The sequence below is a fragment of the Clostridium sp. HBUAS56017 genome, assembly GCF_007115085.1.
In the GTDB taxonomy this organism is placed as follows: Bacteria; Bacillota; Clostridia; order Clostridiales; family Clostridiaceae; genus Clostridium; species Clostridium cibarium.
Map to the genome: position 1 here is coordinate 21,168 of NZ_SULK01000006.1, position 16,550 is coordinate 37,717.

Consider the following 16,550-nt stretch of genomic DNA (forward strand, 5'->3'; position numbering starts at 1 on the left):
TAATTTAGCCTCCTCCAACAAAGCTTATTACTTCCATAACATTACTATCTTTAAGTACTATATTTACAAAGTCTTCTTTAGTTATAATAGCTCCATCTAATTCAACTATTACTTTTTCCTTATTTATTGTAAGTTCATCTAAAAACTTATCTAATGTTTTTTCTTCCTTTAGTTCAAACTCTTTTCCATTAACCTTCATTTATTTCGCACCTCCTTCTTCACCTTAGGAATTCAGCTATAAAAAAAGACTTGCCATAATAGGCAAGTCTAAAATTTTAAATCTATGAAGAATACATAGTATTCACTGCTTCCCTACGATGGTACTAACCACATCAGGTTCAAGGGTCTCAATTCTAACAGAATATCTCTCAGCTAACTTATAGTCAGCACCCCTAGCCTTATTATTAAATTTTCCAATTTTTATATTACAACTTCAAGTAATTTTTGTCAAATTTTAAAAATCTAAAGTTGCAAAATAATCTTCTGGAGTTTCTGCTCTTCTAATAAGCTTAGTAGATCCATCTTCCTTAAGTAGGATTTCAGCAGATTTTAATTTACCATTATAATTATATCCCATGGCAAATCCATGAGCACCAGTATCATGAATAACAAGTATATCTCCCTTATCAATCTTTGGAAGCTTTCTATCAACTGCAAATTTATCGTTATTTTCACACAATGATCCTACTACATCATAAACATAATCACAAGGTTCATTTTCTTTGCCCATTACAGTTATATGATGATATGCTCCATACATTGCTGGTCTCATTAAGTTAACTGCACATGCATCAACACCTATATATTCTTTATATATATGTTTTTCATGAACTGCAGTTGTAACAAGGTGTCCATAAGGCCCAAGCATAAAACGTCCAAGTTCTGTATATATAGCCACATCTCCCATACCTGCTGGAACTAATATTTCTTCGTATGCTTTTCTTACACCTTCACCTATTGCAATAATATCGTTTGGTTCCTTATCTGGAGTATATGGAATTCCTACTCCTCCTGAAAGATTAATAAACCCTATATGTACGCCTGTTTCTTCCTTTAATTCAACTGCAACTTTAAAAAGAATCTTTGCAAGCTCTGGATAATATTCATTAGTAACTGTATTACTTGCTAAAAATGAATGCATTCCAAATTCTTCAGCTCCTAATTCTTTTAATCTTAAGAAAGCCTCTGTCATTTGTTCTCTAGTTAATCCATATTTAGCATCACCTGGATCGTCCATTATAGTTGTTCCAAGGGCAAACTTTCCTCCTGGATTATATCTACAAGATATTATTTTAGGAATATCTGCTACTTCTCTTAAAAAGTCAATATGAGTTATATCATCTAAATTAATAGTAGCATTTAATTTACGTGCATATTGAAATTCTTCAGCTGGAGTATTATTTGATGAAAACATAATATCATCACCAAGGAACCCACATTTTTCTGACATCATAAGTTCAGTTAAAGAAGAACAGTCCATTCCACATCCTTCTTCTTGTAAAATCTTAAGCAGATGTGGATTTGGAGTTGCCTTTACAGCAAAATACTCTTTAAAACCTTTATTCCACGAAAAAGCTTCTTTTAATTTACGTGCATTTTCTCTTATTCCTTTTTCATCATAAATATGGAATGGTGTTGGAAACTCTTTAATAATTTCTACTAATTGATCTTTTGTAACAAATGGCTTCTTATTCATTAAATATTCATCCTTTCATGATTTCTATTAACTTCATCTCATTGATTAAAGCGTCTTTAAATACTTGTACCAAATTGTTATTACTTGAATATAAACATGTGGAGTTAAGTTCATCCCCAATTTCCCCTGTTAAAACATATTTTGAGTCTACAATAAGTCTAATTTGCACTGGATCCTTTTCAGCATTATATATTATAGTCCCATCTAATTTAAATGTTGAATCTGTAATTATTACTATTTTAATACCTCTATCTCTAAGCTCAATTAATTCCGACTTTACATCATTAAGCATTTTCTCAGACATATCTAAATATACTCTCTCCTTAGCCTGCATCAACATATTTCTAAATTTATCTTTAATATGCTTTTCTCCTTTTATTGTTATATATCCATTGGTTTCTTCTTTTCTTTTTGGAACGTTTTTTATAATCTCAGCTTTATTATCTTCCATAAACCGAATCTTATTACTACAAAATTCTTCTATACTAACTGGAGTATATAAAATTGCCCCACTATCTATAATATAAGCAGCCCCCTTTTCAACTAGCCCAGCTAATGAATTATATGTATTGGATCTTGATATGCCTGTTAATTTTGAAACTTCATATCCATTTAACTCTCCTTCTGCAAATAGTAATAAATATATATTTGCTTCATGTCTAGTTAATCCAAAACACATTAATCTTTCTACAATGTCCATTTTCTGCACTCCTTGAATGAGTATTTCTATATAGGAATACTATACAGCCAAATACGAATTTAGTCAATAGTTGATATAGGTTTTCAATTACCTTCCCATAAAAAAATACTGTCTAAATTAGAACTTTTAGACAGTATTTTTATTTAATATTATTTTTTTAATCTAGTACCTTCTAGTGATTGCTCTATTTTCCCTTCTTTCATAAGACCTCCAAGCGTCATTTTAAAATAATTCTTGGAAGTGTTAAAGGTTTCCTTTATTATCTCTGGAGAAGTCTTATCATTATATACCATAAATCCATCATGTTTTTCTAGATAATCAAGAATTTGTTCTTTCAATACATCTCTTTCTTCGAGTCTTTTTCTTCTTGTAGAAACTCCAACGACACCATCTTCATATATCTTTTTTATTCTAGCTTTAAACTTCTCTCCTGGATAAATATCATTATAATGTTCATTACCTAAAACTATTCCTTGATATTTACCATCTATAGCAACTCTTATAGTTTTTTCTCCGCCTTTTCCATAAGTTATAACTTCTACTTCATCTCCAACTTTAAACCCTTCACCTATTTCCATATAATTATCAACATATGTGGTTGCAGCTAATCTGCCTGTTTTATCTATGTAAGCATATAATAAATAACTCTTTCCAACTAAACATTTAAATTTTTGTTCCTTTAATGGAATGAAAATATCCCTATCTAAACCAATATCCGCAAATGCTCCAAAAGAACTTTCACCTACAATCTTTAAATATGATACTTCCCCTACTTTAATTAATGGCTTTTTTAATGTAGCAATAGGTCTATCCTTAGAGTCCCTATATATAAAAACCTTTATCTCTTCTCCAAGTTTTATATCTCTTTCTTTTATAGATGCATTAGGAAGTAATACATCATTCCCGTCTTCATCTGTCAAATAATATCCAAAGTCAACCTTTCTATCAACTTTCAAATCATTGTACTCACCAACAAATATCATTTAAATCTCCTACCTCTATTTTTTCTTATTGTTAAATTTATTTTATCATTACTATTTATTATTGTCATTATTTAAAGGATATAAGCACTATAAATATAGTAAATAATTATTTGAGGTAATTAGCTTGGGTAAAAGCAAAAAAAAATCATTAAGATATTATTATGGAATACCTCATGCTCATACCGATTTTTCTACAGGCAGAGGAACCCCTTTAGAAGCATATGAATATGGGAAAAATAATGGATTAAACTTTTTAGCACTAACTGATCATAACTCTTATCTAAATAATGAAACATCTATAAATAATAATCATGTTTCAAAATGGATTGCTATGAATTATGCCCGTGACAAATTTTCAAAAAAATCAGCTAGCCTTATCCCTCTAGTAGGATTTGAAACAAGGACCGCCCTTTATGGTGATTTTAATATAATAAACTGTGATACGTTTTTTACCGGTACAGTTAGAAACTTAAATGCTTTAGCCTTATGGATGATAAATAACCCTGATTCATTTATAACGATAAATCATCCTCACAAAAATGTCTTATCTTTAACCTATAATGAATTAATAAATAAATTAATAACTTCCATTGAAGTAGGAAATGGATCTTTTCCTCACAAATATTCACGTTATGAAAAATATTATTATTCCCTTCTTGACAAAGGTTGGAAACTAGGAGCTATAAACGGTCAAGATAATCACAGAATTAATTTTGGAGATAGTGATAACCTTACTGTAGTATTAGCAACTGAACTAAGCAGTGAAAAAATTATAGATGCATTTAGAAAAAGACGAACATTTTCAACAGAATCTAGAAATCTAAAAATGTATTTCACCATTAATAATATCCTCATGGGAGATATATTAAAAATAGATAAAAAAAAGCTTAAGTTTATGATATATGCAGAAGACCCTAAAAATAAAATTAAGCAAATCGAAATAATTACTAATAAAGGAGTTCTAGTTAAAAAAATTGATAATATTAATCTAAACTCTATTAAATATTTATATGAACATGAGAAAGAAGAGGGCGAAAATTGGTATATAATTAAAATCCATCAAGAAGGTAATAGAATAGCTATAAGTTCACCAATATTTTTAGATTATAAATTATAAAAAAGTTCTTGCAAATTTTGCAAGAACTTCTATTTTACTTGTTATTTTTTATTCTATTAGGTTTTGCTTTTGGCTTTATTACTACTTTCTTCGCATTTTTTCTTGGCCCACCAGTTTGTTGTATATCTAAAAACCAGGCGAAGGCTACAACAACCAATATAGTAATACCTGCATTTACATATATATTATCAACTCTTAAAAAGAACTGAAACAAAAGCCCAGCTACTGCTATTCCTAGTGGAATAAATTTATTAATCCTTATTTTTGCAAAAACAAACTTCTTTAGTAATGTAAGTATTCCTATTACTACAGCTATCATTAATACTAAATATAGTATCCCTACAAGTGTATTTAACATATTATATCCTCCTATTAACTAACTCTACTTATAATATTAGATTATAAGTTATTCTTTTTCAAGTACAATAATAAAAACATGTTACCTTAATTTTTATGCCAATTTAACTTTATATGGTTCAAATTTGAGAATATATTAATAATAATATATATTTTTTGCAATTTTTTATTTTTTTCTTTGAAAATAGCATATTGTTTGATAGAATATTATTAATGATAAGTTAAAGAGGTGATAATATGACTGAAAATGTAACGCTTCAATTGGACGAGTTAGATCTTCAAATTTTAGATTTGCTTATTAAAGATTGTAGAACTCCATATCTGGAGATAGCTAGAATATGCCATGTAAGTGGTGGAACTATACATGTTCGTATGAAGAAAATGGAGGACCTAGGTATTATTAAGGGTTCAAGAATTCTTTTAGATCTTGGAAAGCTTGGTTATGATGTTTGTTGTTTTGTTGGAATTTATGTGGACAAAGCTTCTTCTTTTACAAATGTCTTTGAAGAAATGAAAAAAATAGATGAAGTTGTTGAATTACATTTGACAACTGGTGATTATTCTATGTTTGCAAAAGTAATTTCCAAAAATATTCATGATCTTCAAAATGTTTTACTTGAAAAAATCAACAATATTCATGGAATTCAAAGAACTTATACTTTTGTTTCATTATCTCAACCAATTGACAGAAATATTACTTTATAGCAATTTTGAATAATATTATACATTCTGGATATATTATATATTGTATTAATGTGAAGGAGTGTGTATTTATGAAAATATTAGATAGGATTGCTTTCATTTTAGTTTTAATTGGGGCAATAAACTGGGGACTTATAGGATTCTTTCAATTTGATTTAGTAGCAGTACTATTTGGACAAATGACAACATTTAGTAGAATTATATACGGTCTAGTTGGAGTTTCCGGATTATATTGTTTATCATTTTTTGCAAAAAAAAGCTTTAGAGATGCAGATTAAATTTTCTATAGCCCTTCTACTAAGAAAGGGCTATATTTATTATGCTTTTATGTAAATTGGTACATTAACTATAAACTTAAGATTTTTTTAAGTTTTTCTTTAATATATTGTTAATAATTCTATTATATAATGGATATAACAATCAGGAGGAGGATAGTATGCAGTTAGTTAATTTTTTAGATTTTAACATTTTTAATTTATTTTTTTATTATATTTTTTATTCGTTTTTAGGTTGGTGCGCTGAAGTAGCTTACGCATATAAAAACCAAAGGAAATTTGTAAATAGAGGCTTTCTACATGGTCCTCTTTGTCCTATTTATGGTGCTTGTTTATTATCTATAATAATATTACTTACTAACTTTAAGAACAACAACATACTGGTATTATTAATATTTGCAACATTATTTACTTCCTCAATAGAGTATATCACAGGCTTTTTATTAGAGAAATTGTTTAAAACAAAATATTGGGATTATACAGAAGATCCACTTAATCTTCACGGTAGAATTTGTTTACACTTCTCATTAATGTGGGGAGCTGTATCTATAGGAATAGTTAAAATAATTCATCCTATGGTAACTAATTTGATAAATATGATTCCAGAAAACATTAAACCAACACTATTTTTTACTTTAGCAATCTTCCTACTTATGGATTTTTATTCAACATTAAAATCTTTAATTAGTTTGAAAAAAATAGCTTATTTGATTCAGTTTGATGCTGGTATTTTAGCAAATAAATACTCAACATTTATTCAAAATTCAAATTTAGAAATAAAATTCAATGAACTTAAAAAGAAATTATTAAAATGGAAAAATAAATATTACTAAAAAGGAACTCTTAAAAGAGTTCCTTTTTTGGATTTCTATACTAACTTTTTAATTTCGTCAAACAACTCTAATGCCGCATTTCTAGGGCCAGTCTTTTCTTGACCTTGAACTCCTAGACAAGTCTTAATTTGTCCAACTTTAACTCCTGCTTCTTTAAACATAGCATTAAAGTATTTATTTATTAATAAATCTGTCTCTTTCTCCTTTTGGGCTGGCCCAAATGGATTTGCAAAGAATGACTCAACTAAACCTTTCTCGGTTGTTGTTCCTTTTGCCATTCTAGCTCCAGCTCTAAATACCTTAATCGCTTCTTCTGGCGACTCAAAGTATTCAAGAGAATTTCCCCCTTCATCAACTTTTGTATAATTATTTGCATAATAAAATAAATCAACTGGATATCCCTTAGTTATTACATTATATGGCGCTACTGGTGTTACAAGTCTTGCATTTATTTTATCAGGATTCATAAAAATACTTCTATCAATTTCTTTAAATGCATAGCCTTGATCTAAATCATCTAATCTAACAAAAGCTCCAATTTCAGTACCATATCCAACTATCTTACCATTCTCATATTTGAATGTACCCATATCATCAAATATTATACTCATATCTGAAATATAATCTTCACTTAAAGATCTAAATGCTTCTAGACTTTCTGATTTACCTGCTCCACTATCTCCCATAATAACAACATTTGCAGTGTTACCATTCTTTAATGTCAAGTTAACCATGGCCCCATGAATAGGTAAATATCCTCTTTTAATCATTATTAAATTATGAAGAGTTAAAGTCATCTTTTTAATATATCCAAAATAATCAATTTTATCTGAATGATTTATATAACCTAACATAATATCATTTTCACTGTCATCGTAAAATACTGTCTTTAATTCTTGTCCTTCATCTGTTGCCCCATAAACATAAACAATATCTGGCTTTCTTCCTCTACATTCTTCTTTTCTAGCCATTTCGAAAAGATTGCATAGTGTAATTCCATGTTCCATAAAATCTCTATGAAAATATATATATGCTAATAATTCACCAACTTTAGCAGGATAACAGAACCAATGATCCTTATTTATATTAGCTACTTTTAACGGATTCTCATCTATTTCTGTAAACATACCATCTCTAGTATTTCTCTTTGGATAAGTTATAAATGGTGCCTCTAATAATATTGAATCAACAAATGGAATATCTTCTAAGATTTCATATCCTTTTGGTATAGGCCAAACTAATTTGTTAATCATAATAGATGCATTTCCGCCAGCTGGTAATTCTCTAAATACTTTAGGAACTACTCCTAACACATTTTTTTCTATCTTTCTATATAAAGATAATACTAAATTAGAAAATCTATCATTAGCTTCGGTAAAACTCATTGCTGCTAATCCTTGTTCAACTTTTCCACTATGAATAAGTGTATATCTTTCAAGTCTTCTCCAGAATAAATAAAAATCTTCAACAACACGAATAAAACTATCCTTATTTGATAGCAACTCCTCAAATTTAGGATTAGTATCAGTAATCTCACTAGCACTCATAACAGTTAAACACTTGAAAACTTTTACTAAATCTTTTCTTAAATTTGCAATATCATCTTCCTTAAGCACATTGCTTAAATATCCATAAGATAGATTTTTTTTCTTTTGGGCTTGTTTTAAATATACATCTAATACTCTTCTAAATCCTTCACTTTCTAACAAACTTTCAAAAGTTTTGCAATACTTTGCTGTAAAATTAATAATAATCTTGTCATTACTTATAGAAAACTCTTTCCTCATTTAATTTTGCCCCCTTATGATTTTGCTTTCAAATAATTGCATTTTTAACTAACAATAAAGTCATTATATCATAGGCTTTGCAATTCTTAAACTATCATTTTTTCATTTTTCCGCTATGTAAACATTGACATAAAGAAATTTTAAATAAATATGAAGGATTTGCATTTAGCAAATCTCTTCATACATATTGTACACTTCACTGTATAATTTATCCACAAGACTTTTTTCTTCTTCTTTTGACAAGTTATTTGTATCTATTTGCCTTCCAAATATTATTTTTACTTTTCCGGATTTAAATTTTTTATTTTCTTCAAAACAAGATGCTGTTCCATTTATTGCAAAGGGTACAATAGGAGTTCTCGATTTTGTAGCTATTTTTACGCTCCCTTTCTTAAAACTATTAATTCTCCCATCCTTACTTCTTGTTCCTTCTGGAAATATAACAAAATTATATCCATTACTTATTCTCTCTATTGCTGTATTCATAGCCTTAAGACCTTCTCTTACATTATTCCTATCTAAAGAAACGCTCTTTAAATGAGCAATCCAATACCCAATGACAGGAACCTTTAGAAGTTCTTCCTTTGCCACAAAATCTACAGTTCTTCCAACTGTAGCTCTAATGACTGGTATATCTAATATACTTTGATGATTTCCCATAAAGACGCAAGTTCCTTTTGGTATATTCTGAGCACCTATAACTTCAATTTCCATTTGCAATGTCTTTATAGTGAATTTACTCCACTTTAAGAAAACTTTTTGTCCATATCTCCAAGCCTCTTCTTCTCCCCTTGTTTTTTCTATAAAATATCTTTTAAAACCTCTAAGCCTCATCCAAATCATGTATATCCCATATGATATTATTCTTATGTACAAATTAAATCCACCTTTCTATTTAAATCAAAACTATTATATTATTCTTAAATAATATATGCAACTAAATGTATTACTTCTCCTAACTGTATATTTGTAATCTTAATGGATATTATACTAATAGTTAAGGAGATTACATTAATGAAAAGAAAAAACTTAATTATAATTTTTCTAATAATCATAATTCCATTTATTCTTTTTTTCTGTAAAAGTAATAATTTAAGACTTCAAAGTAATTATAATAAAATGTTAGTGCACTATTTTGACGTAGGTCAAGGTGATTCGATACTTATTCAAGTAAATAATAGGAATCTATTAATTGACTCCGGTCCAAAAACTTCAAGGAAGAAATTACTTACTTCACTCAAACAATTAAACATAAATAGAATTGATTATTTAATAGCAACTCACCCTCATGAAGACCATATTGGAAACATGTCCTCTATAATAAGACAATTTGATATAGGACGCTTTTATTCCCCAAAAGTACAAAGTACTACTAAAAGTTTTGAATCTATGGTTGAAGCACTAAAAAGTAAAAACTTAAAAATTAATATTCTTAAAGCTGGATTATCTTCTATAGACTTAGGAGAAAATACTGAAATATCTGTTTTCTCCCCCATAAATGATTCATCAAAAGAAAACTTAAACAACTATTCTCCAGCTATATTAATTAAATTTGGCGAAAATAAATTTCTATTTACAGGTGATGCAGAAAAAGAAGTCGAAAATGAGATTCTATCTCAAAATAGCAATGTAAAATCAGATGTACTAAAACTAGGACATCATGGCTCCTCCAGTTCAACTTCAGAAGCCTTTTTAAAAGCCGTTAACCCTTCTATAGGAGTGATAAGTGCTGGCACGGATAATCCTTACGGTCATCCACACAAGGAAACGTTAGCTCTACTTAATTCAAATAAGATCAAAATTTTCAGAACTGATAAGGATGGAACCATTACCCTTTCTTCAGATGGAAAAAACATATGTAAGGTAAAAAAATAATAGGATAAGAGTTCTTATCCTATTATAGTCTATTTTCTTGAAGGGCAATTTTTTGAACAATCTCCACAATTACATTTCCCTTTTGAAGAATTTTTCACATTCTTATATATTATAAATCCTGCAATTAATACAATTGCTCCTGTAATTAAAATTTCCATATATTCACCTTCTTTTAAAAAAATAAACTTCCAATGTTAAATACTAAAAATGATACACACCAAGCTAGTACTAACTGATAAAATACTGAAAATAACGTTAACTTAGTACCATATTCTTTCTTCATAGTTCCAATAACTGATACACAAGGTGTATAAAGCAAAACAAACACCAAGAATGTATAAGCTGATAAGGCCGTAAAATGAGCTGATAATATAACACTTAAGTCACCAGCAAAAATCACTTGCATAGATGCTAATACTGTTTCTTTTGCTAAGATTCCAGAAAGCAGTGATACAGCTGATTGCCAATTACCAAATCCTAATGGAGCGAAGATTGGTGCCATAAATGTTCCTATATTTGCCAAAATGCTTTCATCTATATTTTCTACCTTACCTGTAATACTAAAGTTTGAAAGGAACCATATAACTACACTCATTGCAAATATTATTGTTCCTGCTTTTTTTATAAATCCTTTAGCTTTATCTAAAGTTTGTTTTACTACTGATTTAACACTAGGCATTTTATATTCAGGTAACTCTATTATAAAAGGCTCTTCATCCTTCTTAAAAATTGTCTTCTTAAATAATATTCCTATTAAAAAGGCTACTACTATTCCCAATAGATAAAGTGATGCAACGACAAGCCCTTGATGTTTAGAGAAAAACACTGCTGCAAAAACTGTATATACTGGAAGTCTAGCATTACATGACATTAATGGTACAAGTAGTGCAGTAAGTTTTCTATCCTTTTCACTTTCAAGAGTTCTAGCAGTCATAATTGCTGGAACAGAACATCCAAACCCTACTATCATTGGAATAAATGCTTTACCTGATAAACCAATCTTCCTCATAAACTTATCCATTAAGAAAGCTACTCTAGCCATATAGCCACTATCTTCTAAGAAAGTTATACAAACAAATAAAGCTAAAATAACAGGTAATAATACTAATATTCCTCCAACTCCAGATATAATTCCATCTACAATTAGTGATTGGAACCACGGTGAGGAATTTCCAAGCAATTCACTTACCCAAGGCATAAATGAATCATTTAATAATCCATCTAACAAATCAGATAAAGGTTGTCCTATCCATGAAAAAGTTATTTCAAAAGTTAATATCATCATTAATATAAATATAGGATATGCAAGCCATGGATTAAGTAAAACTTTATCAAATTTTTCTGTTAGAGAATTCTTTTTCTTGTCTTCCTTAATCTTGCATTTCAATATTACTTTTTCTATAAAATCATATGCTTGTTTTTCATCTTTAAAATCAAACTTATCACCATCATTTACTTTTTCTGATGGTTCATTTTTTAAAATATTAGTCAACTTATCTATACCTATCTTCTTAGATGCTGAAATAGGTATAACAGTTACATTTAATAATTCACCTAGCTTTTTATAATCAATTATAATTCCTCTATTCTCAGCTATATCAACCATATTTACCGCTAGAATAATTGGCTTGTTAAATTCTTTAAGCTGAGTTGTTAAATATAAATTTCTATCAAGATTTGTTGCATCTACAATATTTAAAATCAAATTAACTTCATCTTGTTTTAAATAATCTTTTGCTATCTTCTCTTCATTAGAAAATGTGTCCATAGCATAAATTCCTGGAAGGTCTACTACCTTTATATCTTCAAAATATCCTTCTTTTTTATCTACTGTTACTCCAGGCCAATTTCCAACATATTGTTTCGAACCTGTTAGCGCATTAAATAGTGTTGTCTTTCCTACATTTGGATTACCAAGTAGTGCTACTGTTGTCATAAGCTCCCCCTCTAATTATGTATAAATATATTTTTAGCATCCTTCTTTCTAATTGCTAAATCAAAACCTCTAAGATTAATTATCATCGGATCTCCCAAAGGCGCCATTCTCTTTAATAAAACTTTAGTTCCTTCAATACATCCAAGAGCAGAAAGTCTTTTTGCTAACTTTTCATCTCCACTTACCATCTTAACGGTTGCGCATTCACCTATTTCTAAATCACATAGACACATAATATCACCTCATATTGAAAATCATTATCATATAATTATAATATCATCTCAACTGTAATTGGTCAACCATACTAGGTATAAATTTCTCTAAAATATTTTTATTAAATGTTATTATAAAATTTTCATACTATTATTATTTATAGTAATAATGGTATAATAAAATGAAACTTTAATTACACTTAAGGATAAATACATTCATTATTAAGTATATTGCCTTAATATAACTGAAATTTATATAGGAAAGTTGTGGTACTATGATAATTAGAGAAAATATAATAAAGGTTAGCAATGTTTCAAATGAATTTATGCTGTGTCATGAAAAAATGCATTATTTGCCTAAAGATATAATTTTCTTTGATTTAGAGCATTATGTTTATAAAAAACCTAAATGTATAGGAGTGTTTGGTGCTTGTGTATTTAATCAAGAAACAACTGAACTTCATGTAACTCAGTATATGATAGAGAATAGATCTGAATCTATAGATATTCTTTATCTAGCTCAAAAATATTTTATAAAAATGAAAAATCAAGATAAAAAAGCTATAGTAACATTTTCAGGAAACAACGACTTTTCTGTTATTAATTATCTATTTGAAAAATACGGTATAGAATTTAATTTTAAAAACGAATTTGATTCTGTGGATATTCAAAAAGAATATGAACTGTACAATGATACCTCTATAGGCCTTAAAAATCTTGAGAAATCTTTTGGGATAGTACGTGAAAGCGAAGTTATAAGTGGTTCTAATCTAGCTAAAACCTTTCATAAAGTCATGAAAGATAAAGACTACATAAGTAGAATGCCTAAAGAAAAATTAGAGAATATATTACTATATAATGAGCAAGATGTTATTAATCTTTATCATATTTTTGTAAACTGGAAACAATTTATTAATAAAGACTTTTCTAAAACTGAGGTAGATAATTCTACCATTGATGATTGTGAAAAAGATATTTCTAATGATATTAATTAACTTCGATATTTGCTCATTATAAGAACAACCCCTAGTTTAAAATACTAGGGGTTGTTCTTTTCTGGATCTTCTTCATTATTTTCTTGTATTCGTCTCATCAAATTTTTATTTTTCGCTTTAAAGATAGCTACCTTTTGTTCGTAAAAAAGTTTTATAGTTGCCACAGTAGGTGAGGCTAAAATCATTCCTACAGGCCCAAAGAAACCTCCACCAACTACTACTCCAACAATAATAAGAAACGGTCTAACTCCAATAGATTTCCCAACTAACTTTGGTTCTAAAAACCAAGCATCAAACTGTTGAAGCGCTAAAAGAAACAATGCTATAAAAAAGGCCATACTTGGGGATACAAATATCCCAACAATAGCTCCAGTTATTACCCCAATCAGCGGACCAAAATAAGGAATCATATTTGTGAATCCAACTACCAATGCAATTAGTATTGTATATGGAGCTTTCAAAACTATTAGCCCAATTAATGCAATTAACCCAATAATAAGAGAATCTAAAGCCTTAGTCCCGACATACATCCCTATCATTTTATTATATGTTTTTAACCACAAAATTAGCTTCTGTCCTCTTTCTTCTTTAAGTAAAATATAAGTTATTGTTTTACTTTCTTCTATGAATCTTTCTTTATCGAGAAGTACGTAAATAGAAATCAAAAATCCCAAAATAATCTTAACTAAATTAGTAGTTATAGATAAAACTGATGATAAAGATCCTTCAAGAGCAGATACAAGCAAACTACCAAATTTTGTAGTAATAATTGATAAATAGTCTAAGACCCCAGTTTCCTTCACTATTTCATATATATTTTCATTTTTTGTAGCTTCATTTATCCATCCTTGAACCATTCTTACATATGTAGGAATATCTGATGTTATAGATATAATACTATCTAGTATACTTGGAATAACATATATAAATAACAAAACTACTATGCTAAATATACTAACATATGTAACAAGTATCGATAAACCTCTCTTAAATCTAAGACGATTTTCAAACATCTTCATTATAGGATTAAGTATATAAGCAAATATCAATGAATATATAAATGGAGATACTATAGATATAAATTTGCCTACAAGATCAAATATAAAAGTATAGTTATCAATAACTTTGTATCCTACTATTCCAATTAAAGCAAAAATTAATATATCCCTATACTTAATATTCCTATCAAAGAACATCTTACCCCCCCATTCCTTAAACTCCAATTAAATTTCTAATTTAATAAATTACATCTTTTCCACAACTTCAATTCCTATAAGTTCAAGACCATTTTTTATAACTTGACAAGTTGCTTCCACAAGTTTTATTCTAGCAATTTTTAATTCTTCATCCTCAAGATTAAGTACAGAATGAGCATTATAGAATTTATTAAAATCCTTAGCTACTTCTATTACATATCTAGTTAATACAGAAGGTTCTAATTTATCTAATGAAATAAGTATATATTTATTAAAATTCTCCAACGTTTTAACTAATTCAAATTCTTCTTTTGAGTTTAATTTACTATAATTAGGCTCTCCTTTAATTTCTCCTGCTCTTCTTAAAATGCTCTTTGCCCTTGCATATGAATATTGTACATAAGGTCCTGTTTCCCCTTCAAATGAAAGTATTTCTTTCCAATCAAAGACTATATCCTTTTCTCTTGAATTTTTAAGATAAGTAAATACTACTGCACCTACTCCTATTTTCTTTGCAACTTCTTCCTTATTTTCTAAATCAGGATTTTTTTCATTTATTATTTCTAAAGTTTTTTCCACTGATTCTCTTAAAAGATCATCTAATAATATTACTTCACCTTTTCTAGTAGAAAGCTTTCTGTCTGCAAATTTAACTAATCCAAATCCTACATGGACACAATCTTTTGCCCATTCATTTCCTGCAAGTTCTAACACTTTAAATACTTGTTTAAAATGAAGCGCTTGAGGGGTTCCCACTACATATATACTCTTATAGAAGTCGTATGTTTTCTTTCTATACATAGCTGCAGCTAAGTCTCTAGTTGCATATATGGATGCTCCATCCCCCTTAAGAACTATACATGGTGGCATATTATAATCTTCTAGCATTACGACTTGTGCACCATTACTTTCAACTAAAAGTTCTTTATCTTTTAATTTATCAACAACTACATCCATCTTGTCATTGTAAAAAGCTTCTCCTGCATAGGAATCAAACTCCACTCCTAAGATATTATAGACTCTTTCAAACTCTTTTAAACTTAAATCTCTAAATCTCTTCCAAAGGGCTTCAGCATCCTTATCTCCATCTTCTAAAGCTTTAAAATATGCTCTTCCTTCATCTTCTAAAGTTGGATCCTTTTCTGCTTCATCATGAAACTTTACATAAATTCTTAAAAGTTCCTTTATAGGATCCTCTTCTAAAGCTTCTTCATCTATCCATCTGTGATATGCTGATATTAACTTACCAAATTGAGTTCCCCAATCTCCAAGGTGATTTATCCCTACAGCATTATACCCTTCTTTTTTAAACATCTTATACAAAGAATGACCTATTGCTGTTGTAAATAGATGACCTACATGGAAAGGTTTTGCTATATTAGGTGAAGAATATTCTACACATACAGTTTTTCCTTCCCCTATATTAGAAGAACCATAATTGTCTCCTTCTGCTAATACCTTCTCTATTGCATTTTTTGCAAAAATACTTTTATCAGCAAAGAAATTAATATAAGGTCCTAGATTTTCAATCTTTTCAAATCCTTCTTTATTTAATTTCTCTTTTAATTCTTCTGCTATCATGTTTGGAGCTTTTCTCATAGTTTTAGAGAGCTGAAAACAAGGAAAAGCATAATCCCCCATTTCTGGCCTTGGTGGAATTTCTATTAGTTGTTCAATCTTTTCAATTTCTAATTCTACTTCTGCACTGATTAACTCAGCAACCTTCTTTTTATAATCCATAAAATCCTCCTAAATACTATACTTATATGAAATAAGTTGTTAAAATAAAAAAACGCCTCTTAATAAATAAGAGACGGAAAAATTCCCGCGGTACCACTCTAATTGCAGTAAATGCCACTTAAAAATTTTTAACGCAACTTCTTGCG

At 28.8% G+C, this 16,550-nt stretch carries 18 protein-coding genes, 1 riboswitch and 1 other annotated feature (1 of these 20 only partly in view); of the genes, 6 read left to right on the forward strand and 12 right to left on the reverse strand.

Going from position 1 to position 16,550, the window contains the following annotated elements:
- Positions 1 to 4 precede the first annotated feature (4 nt).
- The 4 genes from thiS to FAY47_RS07215 form a co-directional block, all read right to left on the reverse strand.
- Positions 5 to 199 carry a sulfur carrier protein ThiS gene (thiS, locus tag FAY47_RS07200; protein WP_143316024.1) on the reverse strand — a complete coding sequence of 65 codons (195 nt, stop codon included), beginning with the start codon at positions 197 to 199 and terminating at the stop codon, positions 5 to 7.
- 93 nt (positions 200 to 292) lie between these two features.
- Positions 293 to 404: riboswitch (TPP riboswitch) on the reverse strand.
- Between the two features lie 50 nt (positions 405 to 454).
- Positions 455 to 1,696, reverse strand: coding sequence for a diaminopimelate decarboxylase (locus FAY47_RS07205; RefSeq protein WP_143316025.1), 1,242 nt, complete (start codon positions 1,694 to 1,696; stop codon positions 455 to 457).
- Positions 1,697 to 1,703: 7 nt separating this feature from the next.
- The gene (locus FAY47_RS07210) at positions 1,704 to 2,396 is read right to left on the reverse strand and encodes a TrmB family transcriptional regulator (RefSeq protein WP_143316026.1); all 693 of its coding nucleotides are present in this window, start codon (positions 2,394 to 2,396) and stop codon (positions 1,704 to 1,706) included.
- 149 nt (positions 2,397 to 2,545) lie between these two features.
- Positions 2,546 to 3,379, reverse strand: a complete 834-nt coding sequence (locus FAY47_RS07215) for a S1-like domain-containing RNA-binding protein (RefSeq protein WP_143316027.1) — start codon at positions 3,377 to 3,379, stop codon at positions 2,546 to 2,548.
- Positions 3,380 to 3,503: 124 nt separating this feature from the next.
- On the opposite strand from FAY47_RS07215, the gene FAY47_RS07220 reads away from it, so the two are divergent.
- Complete coding sequence (locus FAY47_RS07220) at positions 3,504 to 4,496, forward strand: CehA/McbA family metallohydrolase (RefSeq protein WP_207729651.1); 993 nt, start codon at positions 3,504 to 3,506, stop codon at positions 4,494 to 4,496.
- 34 nt (positions 4,497 to 4,530) lie between these two features.
- On the opposite strand, the gene FAY47_RS07225 is transcribed toward FAY47_RS07220, so the two are convergent.
- Positions 4,531 to 4,854 carry a hypothetical protein gene (locus tag FAY47_RS07225; protein WP_143316029.1) on the reverse strand — a complete coding sequence of 108 codons (324 nt, stop codon included), beginning with the start codon at positions 4,852 to 4,854 and terminating at the stop codon, positions 4,531 to 4,533.
- Positions 4,855 to 5,090: 236 nt separating this feature from the next.
- Between FAY47_RS07225 and FAY47_RS07230 the strand changes: the two genes are divergently transcribed.
- The 3 genes from FAY47_RS07230 (at position 5,091) to FAY47_RS07240 (ending at position 6,663) form a co-directional block, all read left to right on the forward strand.
- Complete coding sequence (locus FAY47_RS07230; RefSeq protein WP_143316030.1) at positions 5,091 to 5,558, forward strand: Lrp/AsnC ligand binding domain-containing protein; 468 nt, start codon at positions 5,091 to 5,093, stop codon at positions 5,556 to 5,558.
- A gap of 68 nt (positions 5,559 to 5,626) precedes the next feature.
- Positions 5,627 to 5,833, forward strand: coding sequence for a DUF378 domain-containing protein (locus FAY47_RS07235; RefSeq protein ID WP_143316031.1), 207 nt, complete (start codon positions 5,627 to 5,629; stop codon positions 5,831 to 5,833).
- Between the two features lie 158 nt (positions 5,834 to 5,991).
- The gene (locus FAY47_RS07240; RefSeq protein WP_143316032.1) at positions 5,992 to 6,663 is read left to right on the forward strand and encodes a putative ABC transporter permease; all 672 of its coding nucleotides are present in this window, start codon (positions 5,992 to 5,994) and stop codon (positions 6,661 to 6,663) included.
- 35 nt (positions 6,664 to 6,698) lie between these two features.
- On the opposite strand, the gene FAY47_RS07245 is transcribed toward FAY47_RS07240, so the two are convergent.
- On the reverse strand, positions 6,699 to 8,450 hold the full coding sequence (locus FAY47_RS07245) for a phosphoenolpyruvate carboxykinase (RefSeq protein WP_143316033.1): 1,752 nt from the start codon (positions 8,448 to 8,450) through the stop codon (positions 6,699 to 6,701).
- Positions 8,451 to 8,615: 165 nt separating this feature from the next.
- Positions 8,616 to 9,326 (reverse strand): lysophospholipid acyltransferase family protein, encoded by a 711-nt coding sequence (locus FAY47_RS07250; protein WP_243129566.1) that lies wholly within the window; start codon positions 9,324 to 9,326, stop codon positions 8,616 to 8,618.
- Between the two features lie 138 nt (positions 9,327 to 9,464).
- Here FAY47_RS07250 and FAY47_RS07255 point away from each other — a divergent pair, with 138 nt between their 5' ends.
- Positions 9,465 to 10,325, forward strand: coding sequence for a ComEC/Rec2 family competence protein (locus FAY47_RS07255; protein ID WP_143316034.1), 861 nt, complete (start codon positions 9,465 to 9,467; stop codon positions 10,323 to 10,325).
- Positions 10,326 to 10,354: 29 nt separating this feature from the next.
- Here the strand turns inward: FAY47_RS07255 and FAY47_RS07260 are convergent, their stop codons facing one another.
- The 3 genes from FAY47_RS07260 to FAY47_RS07270 are packed head-to-tail and all read right to left on the reverse strand — an operon-like array spanning position 10,355 to position 12,494.
- The gene (locus FAY47_RS07260) at positions 10,355 to 10,483 is read right to left on the reverse strand and encodes a FeoB-associated Cys-rich membrane protein (RefSeq protein ID WP_143316035.1); all 129 of its coding nucleotides are present in this window, start codon (positions 10,481 to 10,483) and stop codon (positions 10,355 to 10,357) included.
- A gap of 14 nt (positions 10,484 to 10,497) precedes the next feature.
- Positions 10,498 to 12,261 (reverse strand): ferrous iron transport protein B, encoded by a 1,764-nt coding sequence (gene feoB, locus FAY47_RS07265; protein WP_143316036.1) that lies wholly within the window; start codon positions 12,259 to 12,261, stop codon positions 10,498 to 10,500.
- A gap of 11 nt (positions 12,262 to 12,272) precedes the next feature.
- The gene (locus FAY47_RS07270) at positions 12,273 to 12,494 is read right to left on the reverse strand and encodes a ferrous iron transport protein A (RefSeq protein ID WP_143316037.1); all 222 of its coding nucleotides are present in this window, start codon (positions 12,492 to 12,494) and stop codon (positions 12,273 to 12,275) included.
- Between the two features lie 254 nt (positions 12,495 to 12,748).
- Between FAY47_RS07270 and FAY47_RS07275 the strand changes: the two genes are divergently transcribed.
- Positions 12,749 to 13,468, forward strand: a complete 720-nt coding sequence (locus FAY47_RS07275; protein ID WP_143316038.1) for a ribonuclease H-like domain-containing protein — start codon at positions 12,749 to 12,751, stop codon at positions 13,466 to 13,468.
- A 44-nt stretch (positions 13,469 to 13,512) separates the two neighbouring features.
- Here the strand turns inward: FAY47_RS07275 and FAY47_RS07280 are convergent, their stop codons facing one another.
- Together FAY47_RS07280 and argS are read right to left on the reverse strand one after the other, a co-directional pair.
- Entirely contained in the window at positions 13,513 to 14,664 is a 1,152-nt protein-coding gene (locus FAY47_RS07280; protein WP_143316039.1) for an AI-2E family transporter, read from the reverse strand.
- A gap of 48 nt (positions 14,665 to 14,712) precedes the next feature.
- Positions 14,713 to 16,404 carry an arginine--tRNA ligase gene (argS, locus tag FAY47_RS07285; RefSeq protein WP_143316040.1) on the reverse strand — a complete coding sequence of 564 codons (1,692 nt, stop codon included), beginning with the start codon at positions 16,402 to 16,404 and terminating at the stop codon, positions 14,713 to 14,715.
- Positions 16,405 to 16,470: 66 nt separating this feature from the next.
- Positions 16,471 to 16,550, reverse strand: a binding site (T-box leader) (it continues 119 nt past the right edge of the window).

What these genes read in the sequence shown, in the direction of transcription:
- thiS (WP_143316024.1), bottom strand. Translation starts at nt 199, where the DNA reads ATGAAGGTTAATGGAAAAGAGTTTGAACTAAAGGAAGAAAAAACATTA.
- FAY47_RS07205 (WP_143316025.1), bottom strand. Translation starts at nt 1,696, where the DNA reads ATGAATAAGAAGCCATTTGTTACAAAAGATCAATTAGTAGAAATTATT.
- FAY47_RS07210 (WP_143316026.1), bottom strand. Translation starts at nt 2,396, where the DNA reads ATGGACATTGTAGAAAGATTAATGTGTTTTGGATTAACTAGACATGAA.
- FAY47_RS07215 (WP_143316027.1), bottom strand. Translation starts at nt 3,379, where the DNA reads ATGATATTTGTTGGTGAGTACAATGATTTGAAAGTTGATAGAAAGGTT.
- FAY47_RS07225 (WP_143316029.1), bottom strand. Translation starts at nt 4,854, where the DNA reads ATGTTAAATACACTTGTAGGGATACTATATTTAGTATTAATGATAGCT.
- FAY47_RS07230 (WP_143316030.1), top strand. Translation starts at nt 5,091, where the DNA reads ATGACTGAAAATGTAACGCTTCAATTGGACGAGTTAGATCTTCAAATT.
- FAY47_RS07235 (WP_143316031.1), top strand. Translation starts at nt 5,627, where the DNA reads ATGAAAATATTAGATAGGATTGCTTTCATTTTAGTTTTAATTGGGGCA.
- FAY47_RS07240 (WP_143316032.1), top strand. Translation starts at nt 5,992, where the DNA reads ATGCAGTTAGTTAATTTTTTAGATTTTAACATTTTTAATTTATTTTTT.
- FAY47_RS07245 (WP_143316033.1), bottom strand. Translation starts at nt 8,450, where the DNA reads ATGAGGAAAGAGTTTTCTATAAGTAATGACAAGATTATTATTAATTTT.
- FAY47_RS07255 (WP_143316034.1), top strand. Translation starts at nt 9,465, where the DNA reads ATGAAAAGAAAAAACTTAATTATAATTTTTCTAATAATCATAATTCCA.
- FAY47_RS07260 (WP_143316035.1), bottom strand. Translation starts at nt 10,483, where the DNA reads ATGGAAATTTTAATTACAGGAGCAATTGTATTAATTGCAGGATTTATA.
- feoB (WP_143316036.1), bottom strand. Translation starts at nt 12,261, where the DNA reads ATGACAACAGTAGCACTACTTGGTAATCCAAATGTAGGAAAGACAACA.
- FAY47_RS07270 (WP_143316037.1), bottom strand. Translation starts at nt 12,494, where the DNA reads ATGTGTCTATGTGATTTAGAAATAGGTGAATGCGCAACCGTTAAGATG.
- FAY47_RS07275 (WP_143316038.1), top strand. Translation starts at nt 12,749, where the DNA reads ATGATAATTAGAGAAAATATAATAAAGGTTAGCAATGTTTCAAATGAA.
- FAY47_RS07280 (WP_143316039.1), bottom strand. Translation starts at nt 14,664, where the DNA reads ATGTTCTTTGATAGGAATATTAAGTATAGGGATATATTAATTTTTGCT.
- argS (WP_143316040.1), bottom strand. Translation starts at nt 16,404, where the DNA reads ATGGATTATAAAAAGAAGGTTGCTGAGTTAATCAGTGCAGAAGTAGAA.